Annotated in this window: 8 protein-coding genes; 3 read left to right on the plus strand and 5 right to left on the minus strand. The window is 74.4% G+C overall.

Annotated elements, in window-relative coordinates:
- Positions 1–76: 76 nt before the first annotated feature.
- Entirely contained in the window at positions 77–1,672 is a 1,596-nt protein-coding gene (locus ACFVSN_RS34120) for an MDR family MFS transporter (RefSeq protein WP_380496664.1), read from the plus strand.
- Positions 1,673–1,771: 99 nt separating this feature from the next.
- On the opposite strand, the gene ACFVSN_RS34125 is transcribed toward ACFVSN_RS34120, so the two are convergent.
- Positions 1,772–2,716 carry an A/G-specific adenine glycosylase gene (locus ACFVSN_RS34125; protein ID WP_380442402.1) on the minus strand — a complete coding sequence of 315 codons (945 nt, stop codon included), beginning with the start codon at positions 2,714–2,716 and terminating at the stop codon, positions 1,772–1,774.
- Positions 2,717–2,928: 212 nt separating this feature from the next.
- Here ACFVSN_RS34125 and ACFVSN_RS34130 point away from each other — a divergent pair, with 212 nt between their 5' ends.
- Positions 2,929–3,798 carry a hypothetical protein gene (locus tag ACFVSN_RS34130; RefSeq protein ID WP_387957389.1) on the plus strand — a complete coding sequence of 290 codons (870 nt, stop codon included), beginning with the start codon at positions 2,929–2,931 and terminating at the stop codon, positions 3,796–3,798.
- 148 nt (positions 3,799–3,946) lie between these two features.
- On the opposite strand, the gene disA is transcribed toward ACFVSN_RS34130, so the two are convergent.
- Positions 3,947–5,056 carry a DNA integrity scanning diadenylate cyclase DisA gene (disA, locus tag ACFVSN_RS34135; protein ID WP_380442406.1) on the minus strand — a complete coding sequence of 370 codons (1,110 nt, stop codon included), beginning with the start codon at positions 5,054–5,056 and terminating at the stop codon, positions 3,947–3,949.
- A gap of 150 nt (positions 5,057–5,206) precedes the next feature.
- Complete coding sequence (radA, locus tag ACFVSN_RS34140; RefSeq protein ID WP_387957391.1) at positions 5,207–6,778, minus strand: DNA repair protein RadA; 1,572 nt, start codon at positions 6,776–6,778, stop codon at positions 5,207–5,209.
- A gap of 207 nt (positions 6,779–6,985) precedes the next feature.
- Between radA and ACFVSN_RS34145 the strand changes: the two genes are divergently transcribed.
- Positions 6,986–8,896 (plus strand): sigma-70 family RNA polymerase sigma factor, encoded by a 1,911-nt coding sequence (locus ACFVSN_RS34145; protein ID WP_387957393.1) that lies wholly within the window; start codon positions 6,986–6,988, stop codon positions 8,894–8,896.
- Positions 8,897–8,990: 94 nt separating this feature from the next.
- Here the strand turns inward: ACFVSN_RS34145 and ACFVSN_RS34150 are convergent, their stop codons facing one another.
- Positions 8,991–10,325, minus strand: a complete 1,335-nt coding sequence (locus tag ACFVSN_RS34150; RefSeq protein WP_387957395.1) for a DUF1254 domain-containing protein — start codon at positions 10,323–10,325, stop codon at positions 8,991–8,993.
- Between the two features lie 106 nt (positions 10,326–10,431).
- A complete protein-coding gene (locus tag ACFVSN_RS34155) occupies positions 10,432–11,841 on the minus strand; it encodes a DUF1254 domain-containing protein (protein WP_387957397.1) in 1,410 nt (469 codons plus the stop codon).
- Positions 11,842–12,121 lie beyond the last annotated feature (280 nt).

The following is a 12,121-nucleotide window of genomic DNA, read 5'->3' on the forward strand; positions in this document are numbered from 1 at the left end:
AACTAGCCGGGCGACAAGTAAGTAGCCGCTCCAGGCCCGACGATCGTCCACACCCAGTCCCGGGAGACACCACCCCATGTCACAGTCCAAGACCGCCGACCCGGTGCCGGAGGACAAGCAGGCCGAGGAGGAACAGCCGCGGTCACCCCGCGAGATCCGCCTCGTGATGGTCGGCCTGGTCGTCACGATGCTCCTGGCCATGCTCGACAACCTGATCGTCGGCACCGCGATGCCCACGATCGTCGGTGACCTCGGCGGCGCCGAGCACCTGTCCTGGGTGGTCACCTCGTACACCCTGGCCACGGCCGCCTCGACCCCGATCTGGGGCAAGCTCGGCGACCTCTACGGCCGCAAGGGCACCTTCCTCACCTCGATCGTCATCTTCCTGGTGGGCTCGGCACTGTCCGGCCTGTCGCAGAACATGAACGAGCTGATCGGCTTCCGCGCCCTGCAGGGCCTGGGCGCCGGCGGTCTGATGGTCGGCGTCATGTCGATCATGGGCGCGCTCGTGCCGCCGCGCGACCGCGGCAAGTACCAGGGCATGTTCGCCGCGGTGATGGCGCTCGCCACCATCGGCGGCCCGCTCGTCGGCGGTTTCATCACCGACCACCTGAGCTGGCACTGGACCTTCTACATCAACCTGCCGCTCGGCGTGATCGCGCTCGCCGTGGTCGTCGTCACCCTGAAGCTGCCCAAGGTCCGCAACAACGCCCGGATCGACTACCTGGGCGCGATCCTGCTCACCACCGGCATCACCTCGCTCGTGCTGATCACCACCTGGGGCGGCCAGCAGTACGCGTGGGGCTCGAAGCAGATCCTCGGCCTGGCCGCGCTGGCCGCCGCCTCGCTGATCGCCTTCTGCTACGTGGAGCAGCGGGTCGAGGAGCCCATGCTCCCGCTCAGCCTGTTCAAGAACCTGAACTTCACCCTGGTCTCGATCATCGGCTTCATCGTCGGCTTCGTGATGTTCGGCGCGACCGTCTTCCTGCCGCTCTACCAGCAGATCGTGCAGGGCGCCTCGGCGACCAACTCCGGCCTGCTGCTGATGCCGATGATGTTCGGCATGCTGGTCGTCTCGCTCGTGGTCGGCCAGGTCGTCACCAAGACCGGCAAGTACCGGATCTTCCCGGTCATCGGCACCATCGTGATGACCGGCGGCATGGTCCTGCTCTCCACCATGGGCACCGAGACCAGCAGCTTCACGTCCGCCTGCTGGATGGTCGTGCTGGGCGCCGGCATGGGCTTCCTGATGCAGATCACCATGCTGGTCGCGCAGAACAGCGTCGAGCTCAAGGACATGGGCGTGGCCAGCTCCACCGCCACCCTGTTCCGCACCATCGGCGGTTCCTTCGGTGTCGCGCTGTTCGGCGCCCTGTTCAACAACCGGGTCGCCGACACGATGAAGGAGCGGCTGGGCGAGCACGCCTCGGCCGGCGCGTCGAAGGCCGACCCGAGCCAGATGAGCCCGGCGGCGCTGAAGCAGCTGCCCGCCCCGGTCCAGGACGCCTACCACCACGCGGTGGCCAACGGCATGCACACCGTCTTCCTGTGGGGTGCGGCGGTGGCCGTGATCGCGATCGCCGCCTCGGTCTTCATGCGCGAGGTGCCGCTGCGCGGCGCCGGCAAGGACGAGAAGGCGGCCGAGGCCTCGCTGGAGGCCGCGGCCGTCTGACGGCCCCTGCCGTGCGCGGCTGATCGACGCGACGCCCCCGGAGGGTTCTCCGGGGGCGTCGTCGTGTGTCGGGGCAGGTCTACTGCCATCGGGGCAGAGTTACTGCGGGAGGCGGTAGACGCCCTGCTCGACGGGCTCGACCAGGCCGTCCGCCACGAGGCCGTCCAGGGCCCGGGCCCGCTGCACGGCGTCCGGCCAGACCGCGTCCAGCCGGGCCTGCTCGACCGAGCCGTGCGCCTCGCGCAGGACGGCGAGCAGCTTGCCGCGCACCTGCCGGTCCGTCCCCTCGTAGGACTGGCCGCGCCGGGCCGGGCCCTCGTACGGCGGGCGGCCGGCCCGCTGCCAGGCGCAGTGGGTGAACAGCGGGCAGTCGCCGCACTCGGGGCCGCGGGCGGTGCAGACGAGCGCGCCCAGCTCCATCACGCCGACCGCCCAGGTGGCGGCCGTCCCGGCGTCGTCGGGCAGCAGCGCGGTCGCCGTCCGGCGCTCGGCCGCCGTGGTGGCCTGGGCCGGGTACTCGACGCCCGTCACCGCGCGGGCGAACACCCGGCGGACGTTGGTGTCCAGCACGACGTGGCGCTGGCGGAAGGCGAAGGACGCGACGGCCGCGGCCGTGTACTCCCCCACCCCGGGCAGCGACAGCAGCGTGGCGTGGTCGTCCGGCACCTCGCCGCCGTGCTCCTCGGTGATCGCCACCGCCGCCGCGTGCAGCCGCAGCGCGCGCCGCGGGTAGCCGAGCCGGCCCCACATCCGGACCGCCTCGCCGGGGGCGTCGGCCGCGAGGTCGGCGGGGGTGGGCCAGCGCTCCAGCCACGCCTCCCAGGCGGGCAGGACCCGCTTCACCGGGGTCTGCTGGAGCATGAACTCGCTCACCATGACCGCCCAGGGCGACGCGTCGGGCGTGCGCCAGGGGAGGTCGCGCTTGCTGGCCTCGTACCAGTCGAGGACGGTCGCGTGCAGCGCCGGCAGCGGGAGGGGCAGCCGAAGGGCGGGTCCTGCGGGGGAAGGAGACGCGGTGGTGGCGGTGGCGGTGTTGGAAGTCATGGCCCTTCGATCCTCCCACGCCCGCGGACCCGGCCGAAGTGGAGTAGGTGATTCCGGATCCTGTGTAATTTCCGGGCGGACACGCCGGAAGACCTCCCTCGAACGGCTCAAATGGCGGATCATGTGAAGGAAGGGGCGACTGTGCGGTGTTGGTGAGTCAATCGCCACACACTGTCTCGTAGAGTTCGGGTGTGCCCTCTCTGCGTCAACCCGTGGGACCGTTGCCGGCCTCGATCTACTGGCGACGGCGTGTCGTCGTGCTCGCCGCCGTGGCCGCGGTCATCGCCCTCATCGCCTGGCTGATGTCCGATCAGGGCGGCGGCGGTGACGACGGATCACAGAGCAAGGCCGCGCAAGCCGCGCCGACCCAGTCCCAGACACCCGCTCAGGCCATCACGCCCGGCGCCTCGCCGAGCGGCCCCGCGGCGCGCCCCGGCGGCGGCGGCACGGGCGGTACCGTCCCCGGCTCGGGCGGGGGCGGCGGCGAGGTCAGCCTCAGCACCGGCGGCACGGGCACCGGCGGCGCGGCCGGCCCGGCCCCTGCCACCGGCGGTGCCGGCGGCGCGGCGGCGGGTGGTGCGGCGGGTGGTGCGGCCGGTGGCACCGGCGGCGGTGCGGGCGGCTCCGGTGGCGGCGCCCCCGCGGTGAACACGCCCGACGTGATGGCGCTGCCGATCTGCGCCACCTCGCAGGTGGCCCTGGAGCTGGCCAGCCCCCAGAACTCGTACCAGTCCAAGGACAAGCCGCGGTTCGCCCTGACGGTGAAGAACTCCTCCGGCGCCAACTGCCGCGTGGACCTGGGCCGGACGACCTCGGTGGTCACCGTGACCGCCGCCAACAAGGGCGACCGGGTCTGGTCCTCCGGCGACTGCCCGACCGACCGGGGCAGCCTCTGGGTGCAGCTCCCGGCCAACGGCAGCCAGATCGAGACGTTCACCTGGGACCGCAGCCGCAGCAAGCCGCAGTGCGCCACCCCCGACCCGGCGCCCCCGGCGAACGACACCTACGTGGTGAACGCCGACGTCACCGGCCTCACCGGGGACAAGGTCTCGGCGCGCATCTCGATCCGCCTGGACGGCTGACCGGCCGTCACCCCGCCCGTACGCCGAAGCCCCCGATCCGCGAACCGCGGTCGGGGGCTTCGGTGTTGTGCGGGTCGATCGATGCCTGACGGCCGATCCGGCGATCCGGCGATCCGGCGATCCGGCGATCCGGCGATCCGGCCGAGGGTCAGACGTAGCGCTCCAGGATGGACGATTCGGCAAGGCGGGACAGGCCCTCGCGGACCGAGCGGGCGCGGGTCTCGCCGACGCCCTCGACCGTCTGCAGGTCGTCGATGCTCGCCGCGAGCAGCTTCTGCAGCCCGCCGAAGTGCTCGACCAGGCGCTCTATCACCGTGTTGGGCAGGCGCGGGATCTTCGCCAGCAGCCGGTAGCCGCGCGGCGAGACGGCGGCGTCCAGCGACTCCGGCGAGCCGGAGTAGCCGAGCGCCTTGGCGACCGTCTGCAGGTCGAGCAGTTCGGCGTGGGTGAGCGCCTCCAGGTCGGCCAGCACCTCGGTGACCGTCCGGCCCTTCTTGGCGGCCCGCTCCGGGAAGTAGTCCCGGGCGACCAGCTCGCGCTCCGGCTCCACGCCCGCGATCAGCTCGTCCAGCTGGAGCGACAGGAGGCGGCCGTCGATGCCGAGCTCCAGCACGTAGCCGGCGATCTCGGTGGCGATCAGCCGGACCATCTCCAGGCGCTGGGCGACGGCGGTGACGTCCCGGACCGTCACCAGGTCCTCGATCTCCAGCGCGGACAGCGTGCCGGCCACCTCGTCCAGGCGGAGCTTGTAGCGCTCCAGGGTGGCGAGCGCCTGGTTGGCGCGGGAGAGGACGGTGGTCGAGTCCTCCAGCACCCGCCGGGTGCCGTTGACGTACATCGCGATCAGCCGCATCGAGTGCGAGACCGCGACCACCGGGTAGCCGGTCTGCCGGTTGACCCGCTCGGCGGTGCGGTGGCGGGTGCCGGTCTCGTCGGTGGGGATCGTGGAGTCCGGCATCAGGTGGACGCCGGCCCGGACGATCTTGGTGATGTCCTTGTCCAGCACCACCGCGCCGTCCAGCTTGCACAGCTCGCGCAGCCGGGTCGCGGTGAACTCGACGTCCAGGACGAAGCCGCCGGTGCAGATCGACTCGACGTGCTTGTCGAAGCCGAGCACGATCAGACCGCCGGTGTTGGCCCGCAGGACCCGCTCCAGGCCGTCGCGCAGCCCCGTGCCGGGCGCGATCGCGCTGAGGGAGGCCCGCAGCAAGGCCTCCTCACGGGAGGACTTGTCCGCCCCCCGGTCGCTGGCTGCCACGTGACTCCTCCGGTCGCCCGTGCCGCGCGCCTCGCGCCGTGCGCCCGGCCTGCGGTCTGTTGCTCTGTCGCTCAGTACCGCTCGGTACTCGCCTTCTCGTCAATGAGACAGGGGAAAGTCTAACTGCGTGTGGCGGGGACAGGGCTTGGGTCAGCGCAGTTCGTCGGAGTCGAGCGGCTCCCAGCCGTCCATCAGCTCCTCCGGGTAGGCGGCGACCCGGGCCTGGCGCGGGGCCGGCGGCGCCGACGGTGCCTCACCACGCGCCTCACCACGCGCCTCACCACGCGCCTCACCACGCGCCTCACCACGCGCCTCACCACGCGCCTCACCACGCGGCTTGGCGGCGGCCCGGCGGCGGCCCGGGATGGCGCGCAGCGCCTCGCCGATGTCGGCCACCTCGACCACCTTCATGCCCGGCGGCACCTTGCCCGGGTCCGGCGGGACGAGGGCGTGCGTGAAGCCCAGCCGGTGCGCCTCGGCGAGCCGGCGCTGCACACCCGTCACCCGCCGCACCTCGCCCGCCAGGCCGACCTCGCCGATCGCCACCAGGTTGCTCGGCAGCGGGGTGTCGGTCGAGGAGCTGGCCACCGCGAGCGCGACCGCGAGGTCCGCGGAGGGCTCGCTGAGCTTCACGCCTCCGACCGTCGCGGTGTAGATGTCCTGCTTGCCGAGCTTCACGCCGCCGTGCCGCTCGACGACCGCCAGGATCATCGCGATCCGCGGCGACTCCAGGCCGGAGGTCGTCCGGCGCGGCGACGGGATCTGCGAATCCACCATCAGCGCCTGCACCTCGGCCACCAGCGGGCGCTTGCCCTCCAGCGTGACGGTGAGGCAGGTGCCGGGGACGGGCTTGTCACGCCTGGTCAGGAAGAGGCCGGACGGATCGGCCAGGCCGACGATGCCCTCGTCGTGCAGCTCGAAGCAGCCGACCTCGTCGGTGGCGCCGTAGCGGTTCTTGACCCCGCGGATGAGCCGCAGCCGGGCGTGCCGGTCCCCCTCGAAGCTCAGCACGACGTCCACCAGGTGCTCCAGCAGGCGCGGGCCGGCGATCTGGCCGTCCTTGGTGACGTGACCGACCAGCAGCGTGGCCATGCCGCGCTCCTTGGACGCCCGGATCAGCGCGCCCGCCACCTCGCGGACCTGCGCCGGGCCGCCGGGGGCGCCGTCCAGCTCGGCGGAGGCGATGGTCTGCACCGAGTCGAGGATCAGCAGGCCGGGGCCGACCGCCTCGATGTGCCCGAGCACCGCGCCGAGGTCCTGCTCGGCGGCGAGGTAGAGGTGTTCGGAGAGCGCGTCGATCCGGTCGGCACGCAGCCGGACCTGGCCGGCCGACTCCTCGCCGGTGACGTACAGCGTGCGGTGCTGGGCGGTGGCCGCCTTCGCGGCGACGTCCAGCAGCAGGGTGGACTTGCCGACACCGGGCTCGCCGGCCAGCAGCACCACGGCACCGGGGACGAGACCGCCGCCGAGGACCCGGTCCAGCTCCGGGACGCCCGTCGACCTGGCCGTCGCGACCTGGCCGTCCACCTGGGCGATCGGGCGGGCGGGCGCGCTGACCGGGCCGGCCGCCGTCGTCCGGATCGGCACCGCGCCGTACTCCTCCACCGTGCCCCAGGCGTTGCACTCCGGGCAGCGGCCGACCCACTTGGGCAGCTGGTTGCCGCACTCGGTGCAGCGGTACGCCGGGCGCGGCTTGGCGGTGGTCTTGGTACGGGCAGCCATGGGGCCCACCGTAGCGTCTGGGTACGACAGTGGCGGGTACGGCCGTGCGGGGGCCGGGTCCGATCCGGGTCCGGTCCGGGCCTGGGTCCGGACCGGCTTCCGTTCAGGGCCGCGCGTCCACACACGTGGGCGATGTTGTTACCCGAAAGAAGTACATACGCCAGGAATCGGCCGGACGGGCCGCCCGTCGTCCCTACCGTCGGACGGGTGACAACGCGTACTGATGGGCCGCCGCGCGCGGAAAGACCGGCGACGGCCGTGCTCGCGGCGTACGACCGGCAGGTGGACGGCCTGTTCACCTACTGCCTCTCGGTGCTGTGCGAGCACGACACCGCCGCCGACACCCTGCGCGAGGTCCGCGACCTGGCGCAGCGGCACGGCGGACGGCTGGCCGAACCCGGGCTCGTCCGGGCCTGGCTGTTCTCGCTCGCCCGGTACTGCTGCCTGCGGCGGCTCGCGGACGGCGCCGGGGGGACGGCCGGCACCGGGCTGACGGAGGCCGAGGCGGCCCGGCGCCGGCGCGAGCTGGCCTCGCTCGCCTGGCCGGAGGCGGCCGGGACCGGCCCCGAGCAGCGGGAGGCCCTGGAGCTGTCGGTCCGCCACCGGCTGACCCCGCTGGAGGTGGCCGCGGTGCTCGGGCTGCCGTTCGACGCGACCCGGGCGCTGCTCGGCGCGGCGGAGGCGGAGGTCGCCCGCACCAGGTCGGCGCTGCTGGTGCTCGGTGTGGGCAGCTGCCCGGAGCTCGACCGGCTCGGCGGGGCCGGGGCGGAGAGCTGGCGGGACTGGGTGCTCGGGCCGGCGCTGCGGCGGGAGCTCGTGCAGCACGTCGTCGACTGTCCGACCTGCCGGGGGACGGCGGAGCGGGTGGCGGGCGAGGCGGCGGACGGTGCGGGGCCGGCGGGTCCGGCGGGTCCAGCGGGTCCGGCTGGGCTGGCCGGGCTGCCGTTGCTGACGGCGCCCGCCGCGCCGGACGGCATGGTGGCGTACCTGCCGCAGACCTCCGGGGCCGGGCGCAGTGCGAGTGCGGAGGCGGCCGTCGAACCGGGTCTGCGGTTCGACCAGAGCGGGTTCCCGCGGCACCGCGCGCCGGACGCGGGCCGCGGACTGGCCGTCCGGCGTCGGGTGGTGACCACCGGGGTGCTCGCGGCCGTGCTGGCGGCGCCGGTGGTCGCGCTGTGGGCCGGCCACCGGGGTGGTGGCGGGCCCGGGGCGACGGCGGCCGTGTCGTCGGTGCGGGTGGACGAGGCCGGGCGGCAGGCGGAGCAGCGGCCGGCGGGGGCCGGCGGGGTGGGGGTCACCACCTCGGGTGCGGGTTCCGTCGGTGGGACGGGGGTGCCCGGGGTGGAGCTCGCGGGGGCCGGGGCGACGGGTGCAGAAACGTTCTTCCCCGGCTTCCGCGGGCCCGTGCTCCAAGGTCCCGCCGTCCCCGTCCCGGGCCGGGGCGCGACGCCGCTCGGCAGCCCCGCCCTGATCGCCACCCCCGCGACGGCGGTCGGGCCGGCCGCCGGCTCCGGCTGGGCCGCGGGCGGCGGCGCCGACCGGCCCGCACCGGTCGGGCTGCTCACCGTCGAGGCGGGCGAGTACGGCAACCGGACGGTCCTCACGCTCACCAACTCCGGTGGCAGCGAGATCCGTTGGCACGCGGTCGTGGACGCGGCCTGGCTCCGGCTGAGCCGCGACTCCGGGACGCTCGAACCGGGCCAGCGCATCACGGTGATCGTCACGGTGGACGACGGCCTCGCCCCCACGACGCACTGGACGGCCCGGATCGCACTGCCGCCGTCCGAGGCCGTGGTCACCCTGGAGGGCGGCCCGCAGGACCACGGCGGCTCCGCCCCGCCGTCCGCCTCGCCGACGCCGACCGCGGCACCGACGGCCACGGCCACGGCCACGCCCGCCCCGGGCACCACCCCGACCGCCACGGCCTCGCCCAGCGCGACGCCCGCACCGACCGCCACCCCCACGGCCCCGCCCACGAGCACGCCGACACCCCAGCCCCCGTCCCCGCCCCCGCCCTCGCACTCGCCGAGCCCGACGGCCACGGCGTCCCCGAGCGCGACGTCGACGCCGCACCCGCGGAGCGGCGCATCGGCCCCGCCGCAGCCTTCGCCGCGGTGAGGGAGCGCCTTTCGGCTCACACCGGAGGGCGGGCTGCGGCGTCAGGTGCACGCGACGGTGGGTGGGGCGTCTCCCGGCCCGAGCCGAGAGCGGTTCAGCGCCGGTGGATCAGGGGCACCTGGTACGTGCCGTCCAGGACGGACTGCTTCGGCCGGTAGAAGCGGATGATCGGGCGGAACTCGCCCGCCGGGGTGGGCAGCCAGTTCGCCAGTTCCGTCGGGTCCTCGGGCTCCTCGTGCTGGAGGGTCAGGGTGAGTGAGCCGTCCGCGCCGTGCACCAGGCCGGGGGTGCGGTCGCCGATCGAGTAGCGCTCGATCGGGTTGTCCACGAGGTAGTAGTCCGGCAGCGAGTACATCGTGACGGACCAGAACGCCTCGGCCGGCGGCGGCTGGTCGAAGCGGAGCGTGTAGCGGTTCGCGCCGCTGAGCGGGCGGCCGTCGGAGTCGTCGTACGTCATGGCGTACGAGGCCTCGTAGGCGTGGTTGCCCCACAGGCCGGCGCGGGCGGCGGCGGCCCGGCTGAGGTAGCCGGCGCGGCGGTCGGGGATGCGCCACTCGGGGTCGTCGATGGTGCCGGGGCCGAGGTGGTCGATGTTGTAGTCGAACAGGTGCAGCGCCGAGCGCCACTCCCCCAGCGGGTGGTCCTCGGGCGGGCGGGTGGCCGCCTCGACCCGTTCGCGCCCGGCGGCCAGGCCCTTGAGCAGGGTGTGGGTCCAGTCCGAGGCCGCCGCCCGGTACGGGGAGATGCCCTCGTCCAGCAGGCCCAGCGGGGCCAGCCGCCGCTCGTACTCGACGTCGGGACCGGCGGGCGGGAAGGCCCGCATCCAGATCCGCATCCGTTCGAAGAACGCGAGCCGCTCGGGGACGTCCTGGTCGGGCTCGGGCAGGCCGGCGGCCAGGCCGCCGGGCTCCAGCGGGGTGAGGGTGAGCGCGTTCTGCAGGGCCTTGACCCGGGGGAGGTCGTCCGGGCCGGCGCAGGCGAAGCGGCCGACGACGGTCGCGACCGTGGTCGGCGCCTCGATCACCTTCTGCGGGTCGGGCGGGGTGCCGTGCCAGCCGGGCGGGACGACCAGCCAGGTCTGCGCGCCGGTGCCGGTGGCGCGGCTGCCGAGGTAGGCGAAGTTGTCGGTCCAGGCGCCGACGAACTGCAGCACGTAGTAGGCCCCCGCGGTGTCCGGGACGTGCAGCACCTGGGGGCCCTCGGAGAGGTCGAGCTGGGCGATCGAGTAGACGGTGTCGTTGTTGACCGAGACGAAGTCGTCCCCCGGGGCGGCCAGCCGGGTGGCGTGGCTGAAGCGGTTGAACGTCGCCGCCGGGAGGGTGCCCATCCCGCCCTTGGTGAAGCGCTCGACCATCGTGAGGCCGGCGACGAGCGGGTAGCCGTAGACGTACGCGTCGGCGGCCAGGGCCTCCAGCTCGGGCTGGGTCATCGGGTGTCCTGTCGTGGTCGGTCGGGGGTGGTCGGGGGCGGTCGGGCCTGGGGAGCGGTCGGTCGGGGGTGGTCGTGACCGGTCGGGGTCAGGGGGCGAGCGGCGGTCAGCGCGGGGTGAGCGGCGGGAGCCGCCAGCGGCCGTCGAGTGCGGGCGCCTCGGGGCCGTGGAGCCGCAGGACGACGGTGAACGGGCCGTCCGGCGCCGGGAGCCAGTTGGCGGAGTGCTCGGCGTCGGCGGGGCGCTTGTGCCGGACGTGGAGCGTCAGACCGCCGTCCCGGTCGTGGACCAGGCCCGGGGTCCGGTCGCCGATCGCATAGCGGTCGAGGGTGTTGTCGACCGGTCGGCGGTCCGGGAGCTCGTACAGGGCGGCGGACCAGGAGAAGCGGGCCGGCGGCAGCGCGCCGGGGCCGAACCGGATCGTGTAGTCGCGGTCGCTCGCGCTGGGCGGCCGGTGGCCCTCGCTGTCGGCCGTCCAGGCGCCGCACCAGACCTCCTCGGCGGGGAGGTCGTACGGGCCGAGCCGGGCGCCGAGGGCCTGGCGCAGGTAGTCGGCGCCGGTCTGCTCGCGGGTGCCGGCGAGGCCGCACGCGTCGGGGCGGGCGGCGGCCTCGCGCTCCAGCCGGGCCCGGGCGTCGGCGATGCCGCGCGCCATCTCGGCGCGCACGTCCAGCGGGAGGGCGGCGGGCTCGAACTCGCCGCGGCCGTCGATCCCGAGGTCGGTGAGGCGGCCGCGCAGGTCCGCCTCGGCGGGTGGGAGCGGGACGGCGGCCGGGTGGCGGGGCGACGGGAGCGGGAAGAAGCCGAGCAGGAAGTCGAGGAAGGCGAAGAACTCGACGGTGTCCGTCACCTCGTCCCGCCAGACCGGCCAGACCGGGTCCGGGGCGGGGTGCGGCGCCGGGGTGCCCTCGTACTCGTGCAGCGGCCGCAGCCGGTACTGCTGCCGGACGGCCTCCATCGCGGCGACGTCGGCCGGCTCCGGCCCGGCGAGGTGCGTGCGGGCGACGATGCCGGCCAGACGGGTGGCGGTGCGGATCACGCTCCGGACGCCGGGCGGCGGCTCGCCCTGCCAGTCGGGGCCGGCCACCAGGTGGTCGCCGGCCTCCGGGCCGGTGGCGCGGGCGCCGACGAACCCGGCGTACACGGCGTCGAGTTCGTGGACCGGCAGCACGTAGTAGCGGTCGTCGGCGGGGACGGAGAGGACCCAGGGCTCGGCGCGCAGGTCGAGCCAGGCGGAGGAGGACGGGAGATCGTGGTCGACGGCTCCCTCACCGAGGGGCGAGGCGGGGAGAGTCGCAGTGTGGGGGGCCGCGGTGCGGAGGGTCGCCGGGTCGAGGGCGGACGGCGGCGGGTGGTGACGGAAGACGCCGAAGCCGCCGACGTACGCCGGATCGGCGTCGTCCAGCGCCTGCGCGTACAAGGTGCGGTAGTTCCGCAGGATCGGGTACCCGCGCAGCCACGCCTCGGCAGCCGTCGCACGGACGGTGGTCGGATCGACGAGGGCCGGGCTGACCATGGTGTCGCTCTCCCCAGCAGGATCAGGACAAATCACTACATAGGGGATGCTAGGCGGGGAGGCGCCGGTCAGCACCTGGAGCGGCGGGCGGAGGGAAGCGAAGGGAAGGGGACGCCCCGGGAGTGGAAAGCGGGAGGGAAAACGAGGGAAAGCGGGAGGGAACCAGGAGTGGGGAGTCGGCCGGGGCGCCATACCACACCCCCCCGCGGGCAGTGGGTGGGGCGCGGCACCAGCGCGGCCACCGCGAGCAGCAGTGTCGTATAAACAAAAGACGCTGCCG

The sequence above is a fragment of the Kitasatospora sp. NPDC057904 genome (assembly GCF_042887925.1).
GTDB lineage: Bacteria > Actinomycetota > Actinomycetes > Streptomycetales > Streptomycetaceae > Kitasatospora.

What these genes read in the sequence shown, in the direction of transcription:
- ACFVSN_RS34120 (WP_380496664.1), top strand. Translation starts at nt 77, where the DNA reads ATGTCACAGTCCAAGACCGCCGACCCGGTGCCGGAGGACAAGCAGGCC.
- ACFVSN_RS34125 (WP_380442402.1), bottom strand. Translation starts at nt 2,716, where the DNA reads ATGACTTCCAACACCGCCACCGCCACCACCGCGTCTCCTTCCCCCGCA.
- radA (WP_387957391.1), bottom strand. Translation starts at nt 6,778, where the DNA reads ATGGCTGCCCGTACCAAGACCACCGCCAAGCCGCGCCCGGCGTACCGC.
- ACFVSN_RS34150 (WP_387957395.1), bottom strand. Translation starts at nt 10,325, where the DNA reads ATGACCCAGCCCGAGCTGGAGGCCCTGGCCGCCGACGCGTACGTCTAC.
- ACFVSN_RS34155 (WP_387957397.1), bottom strand. Translation starts at nt 11,841, where the DNA reads ATGGTCAGCCCGGCCCTCGTCGATCCGACCACCGTCCGTGCGACGGCT.